Here is a 4,177-nt window from a genome sequence, read left to right on the forward strand (position 1 = left end):
CGCGTCGGCCGCCGCGGCGGCGTCGCGGGCCTCGGCGAGGCCGTCGCGCAGGAGCGCCCGCTGCGAGCGCCCGGCGGTCTCCGGGGTCTCGGCGGTGACGGTGTCCCGGCCGTCGGTCGGGTCCACGGCGGCGTAGCGGCCGGTGAACACGTTGCGCAGCAGCACGGTGTCCTCGCCGGCCGGTTCGAACCGGAAGGTCTCCTTGACGAACCAGGCCTTGATGACGTCCTGGTCGGCGGCCAGGCCCTCGTCGTCCTGCAGGGTCAGGTAGCGGCCGGTGTCGGCGGCGCGCAGCGTGAGGGCGCCGCCGCCCCAGTCGGTCACGTCGAAGGAGGTCTTGCCGAGGAGGTCGCCGGTGGTACGGGAGCGCAGGGCGATCCGGTCGGAGCCGTCCACGTGGACCACCTCGCCGCCGTGCGGGGCGAGGGCCGCGCCGAGGCCGGTGGCGAGGCCGACCTGGTACGGCATGGTGCCGCTGTACCAGTCCTCGAAGAGGGCGTCGGCGAGCGGGCCGATGACGGCGATCCGGGGCGTGCGTGCGGGGTCGAGCGGCAGGATGCCGTCGTTCTTGAGCAGCACCGTCGACTCCGTCGCGGCCCGGCGGGCCAGGGCGCGGTGCTCGGGGCAGTCGATCACCTCCGGGCCGATGGCGGCGTACGGGTCCAGCTCGGGATCGAACTCGCCGAGGCGGAAGCGCACTTCGAGCTGACGGCGGACCGCGGTGTCGATGTCGTCCTGGGAGATCAGGCCGCGCTCCAGGGCGTCGCGCAGGCGGCCGACGACCGTCTCGCTGTCCTCGCCGTGGTCGGTGTAACTGTCGATGCCAGCCTTGAGCGCAGCCGCGTGGGACTCGGCGTGGTCGTCGAAGTAGTGCTCCGGGTCGACCAGGTTGGACGGCGCCTCGGCGTCGCTCACCACGAACAGGTCGTGGCCGGTCGGCTCGGCCCAGCGGCGCAGCTCCGTCTCGATCAGCGGACTGACGTGGCACGGGCGGCCGTTGACCAGGTTGTAGGCGGCCATGGCGCCGGTCGCGACGCCGGCCTGGACGACGGGCCGGATGGCGGCGAGGTCGTTCTGCTGGAGCACGCGCGGGCGCACCCCGGAGGAGGTGATGCTGCGGTCGTCCTCGTTGTTGTAGGCGAGGAAGTGCTTGAGCACCGGGGCCGCCCGCAGGTAGGCCGGGTCGTCGCCGGCGAGACCCCGGCAGAAGGCCTCGCCGATCCGCGCGGTGTGCACCGGGTCCTCTGAGTAGCCCTCCTCGTTGCGGCCCCAGCGCGGGTCGCGCAGCAGGTTGAGCACCGGGGCCCAGGCCTGGAGGGAGTTCGGCCCGTCCTTGGCCGTGCCGATCATCGGCGGGCGGTGGTAGTGGAAGGCCCGCAGCTCGACGGAGACGGCCTCGGCGACGCGGTGCACGAGGTCCTCGTCCCAGGTGGCGCCGAGGCCGACGGCCTGCGGGAAGACCGTCGCCACGCCCAGCCACGAGACGCCGTGCAGGCCCTCGGCGCCGGTGCGGAAGGGGCCGACCCCCAGCCGCGGCACGGCCGGCGCGTACTGGTGCAGCATCGCGAGCCGCTCGTCGGGCGTGAGCCGCTGGAGCAGGTCGTCGACACGCTTGCGCAGGGCGAGCGTGGGATTGCGGAAGCCGGGCAGGCCGGCTGCGGACACGGAACTCACGTGGAACACCCTTCGGGCGGCTCGGCTCGGCGACCGGATGATCGAAGCGTTTCGACGCTGGCATGCTCCGACGGGCCTGTCAACTCCCCATGACACAAACGACTTTGTATTTGTTCAGCCTCTTGCCCAACCGGTAACGCGTCGTTAGTCTCGCCGAAACATCCAAGCGCTTCGACGGAGAGGGCTACGCCACCATGAGATCCGGGTTGAACCGCAGGAGCTTCCTCACCACCGCCGCCACGGTCGCGGGAGCCGCCGCGATGGCGCCCCTGCTGTCCGCCTGCGGCGGCGGCTCGGACAAGAAGGCCGGGGCGAACACCAAGGAGGGCCTCAAGGCCGCCCTGCCGACCTACGTACCCAACGCCAACGCGGTCAAGCCGGACATAGCCCCCGTGCAGGGCGCGGGCGACGCCGCGACCGACCCCGCCTACCTCTCCTACCCCGCTTCCCCGCCCGCTAGCGTCTCCGGCGTTCCGGGCAAGGGCGGCAGCTACACGGCGATCACCCCGATGTGGGGCACCAACCCTCCGGTCGGCAACTCCTTCTACCAGGCGCTGAACAAGGCCCTCGGAGTCGACCTGACCGTCAAGCCGACGGACGGGATCAACTACAACACCATCATCCCGACGATGACCGCCGCCAAGAAGCTGCCGGACTGGATCAACCTGCCGGCCTGGTTGAACGCCAACTTCAACACCGGTGGGCTGGTCGGCACCCAGATCGCGGACCTGACCCCGTACCTGGCCGGCGACAACATCAAGAAGTACCCCAACCTGGCCGCCCTGCCCACCGGCGCCTGGCAGCACGGCGTCTGGGGCGACAAGCTCTACGGGATCCCCTGCTTCTCCACCAGCTTCGGCATCCCCGGCGCCACCTTCTACCGCCGGGACACCCTCGATGCCCGGGGCATCACGGCCGACCAGGTGAAGTCCGCCGACGACCTGATGAACATCGGCAAGGAGCTGACCGACGCCAAGCGGGGCGTGTGGGCCTTCGACGACGTGTGGACCTATCTCCAGTTCTCCTGGGGCGTTCCGATGAACTGGAGGGTCGACAACGGCAAGCTGATCAGCCCGTTCGAGACCCAGGAGTTCCTGGAGGCGCTCGACTGGCACTACCGCCTGGCCACCTCGGGCTACATGCACCCGGACGCCCTCGCCGGTGACGTCTCCAACGGGGCCACCCGCTTCTACAGCGGGAAGACGCTCATCGGAGGCGGCGGACTGGGCGCCTGGAACCTGGCCGACGCCCAGTCCGGCATCGCCGCGGACCCGAACTACCGGCGCGGCGCGTTCAACGCCATCACCGCCGACGGCAAGGGCACGCCCGTGATCTACATGGGCGCCGCCGCCAGCATGATCAGCTACCTCAACGCCAACCTGAAGCCCGCGCAGATCGAGGAACTGCTCGCCGTCGCGAACTACCTCGCCGCCCCCTACGGCACCGCCGAGTACACCATGGTCAACTTCGGCGTCGAGGGCGTCCACCACACCCGCGTCAACGGGGTGCCGACCTTCACGGACGAGGGCAAGAAGGACGTCCAGCCGACGACCTACGCGTTCCTGGCCGCCCCCGGCTCCGTGATCAGCAACCCGGGCGGCGACCAGGTCACCAAGGACTACGCGGGCTGGTCGGCCGCCAACGTCAAGTACCTCACCAAGCCGCCCTTCTGGGGCATGAACCTCAGCATGCCGCAGGCCATCGCCTCGGCCGCGGCCGCGCAGAACGTCAACGACACCGTCAAGGACTGCTACCACGGCAAGAAGAAGGTCTCCGAGGTGCAGGACGCCATCGCCGGCTGGCGCTCCGGCCCCGGGGAGCGGCTCAAGCAGTGGATGACCGACAACGTCCTCAACAAGTACGGCACCGGCCAGTGAGCACCGCGGCCCCGAAGCAGCCGGCCGGCCCCGCGCGGCTCAACTGGCGGACCAGACTGCGGCGCGACAAGTCCCTCCTGCTGATGACGGTGCCCGCGGTCGTCCTGCTCCTGGTGTTCAACTACGTCCCGCTGTTCGGCATCGTCACCGCCTTCCAGGAGTACGACCCGCTGGTCGGGGTCCGGCACAGCGAATGGGTCGGCTTCGACCAGTTCCAGCAGCTGTTCGGCGACCCGGCGTTCTGGGCCTCGCTGAAGAACACGATGTACCTGAGCTTCGTCCAGCTGATCCTCTTCTTCCCGATCCCCATCGCCCTGGCCCTGCTGCTCAACTCGGTGATCAGCGAGCGGGTCCGCAACTTCTTCCAGTCCGTGGTCTACCTGCCGCACTTCTTCTCGTGGGTGCTGGCGATCACGATCTTCCAGCAGATGCTCGGCGGCGCCGGCGTGCTCAACCAGTTCCTGCGCCAGCACGACATCGCCACCTGGGACATCATGACCAACCCGCACACCTTCGCCCTGCTGGTCACCTCGCAGGCGATCTGGAAGGAGGCGGGCTGGGGGATCATCGTCTTCCTCGCGGCGCTGAGCGCGATCAACAGCGAGCTGTACGAGGCCGCGGCCGCC

General features: G+C 69.9%; 3 protein-coding genes. 2 read left to right on the top strand and 1 reads right to left on the bottom strand.

Annotated elements, in window-relative coordinates:
• On the bottom strand, nucleotides 1-1,674 hold a 1,674-nt coding region (locus AB0O00_RS31155), incomplete at its 3' end, for a glycoside hydrolase family 3 N-terminal domain-containing protein (RefSeq protein ID WP_363657449.1).
• 206 nt (nucleotides 1,675-1,880) lie between these two features.
• Between AB0O00_RS31155 and AB0O00_RS31160 the strand changes: the two genes are divergently transcribed.
• Together AB0O00_RS31160 and AB0O00_RS31165 are read left to right on the top strand one after the other, a co-directional pair.
• Nucleotides 1,881-3,551 (top strand): Tat pathway signal sequence domain protein, encoded by a 1,671-nt coding sequence (locus AB0O00_RS31160; protein WP_363657451.1) that lies wholly within the window; start codon nucleotides 1,881-1,883, stop codon nucleotides 3,549-3,551.
• The coding region (locus AB0O00_RS31165; RefSeq protein WP_363657453.1) for an ABC transporter permease subunit at nucleotides 3,548-4,177 on the top strand (630 nt) is incomplete at its 3' end. The genes AB0O00_RS31160 and AB0O00_RS31165, both read left to right, overlap by 4 nt.

The sequence above is a fragment of the Kitasatospora sp. NPDC093558 genome, assembly GCF_040683475.1.
Lineage (GTDB): Bacteria > Actinomycetota > Actinomycetes > Streptomycetales > Streptomycetaceae > Kitasatospora.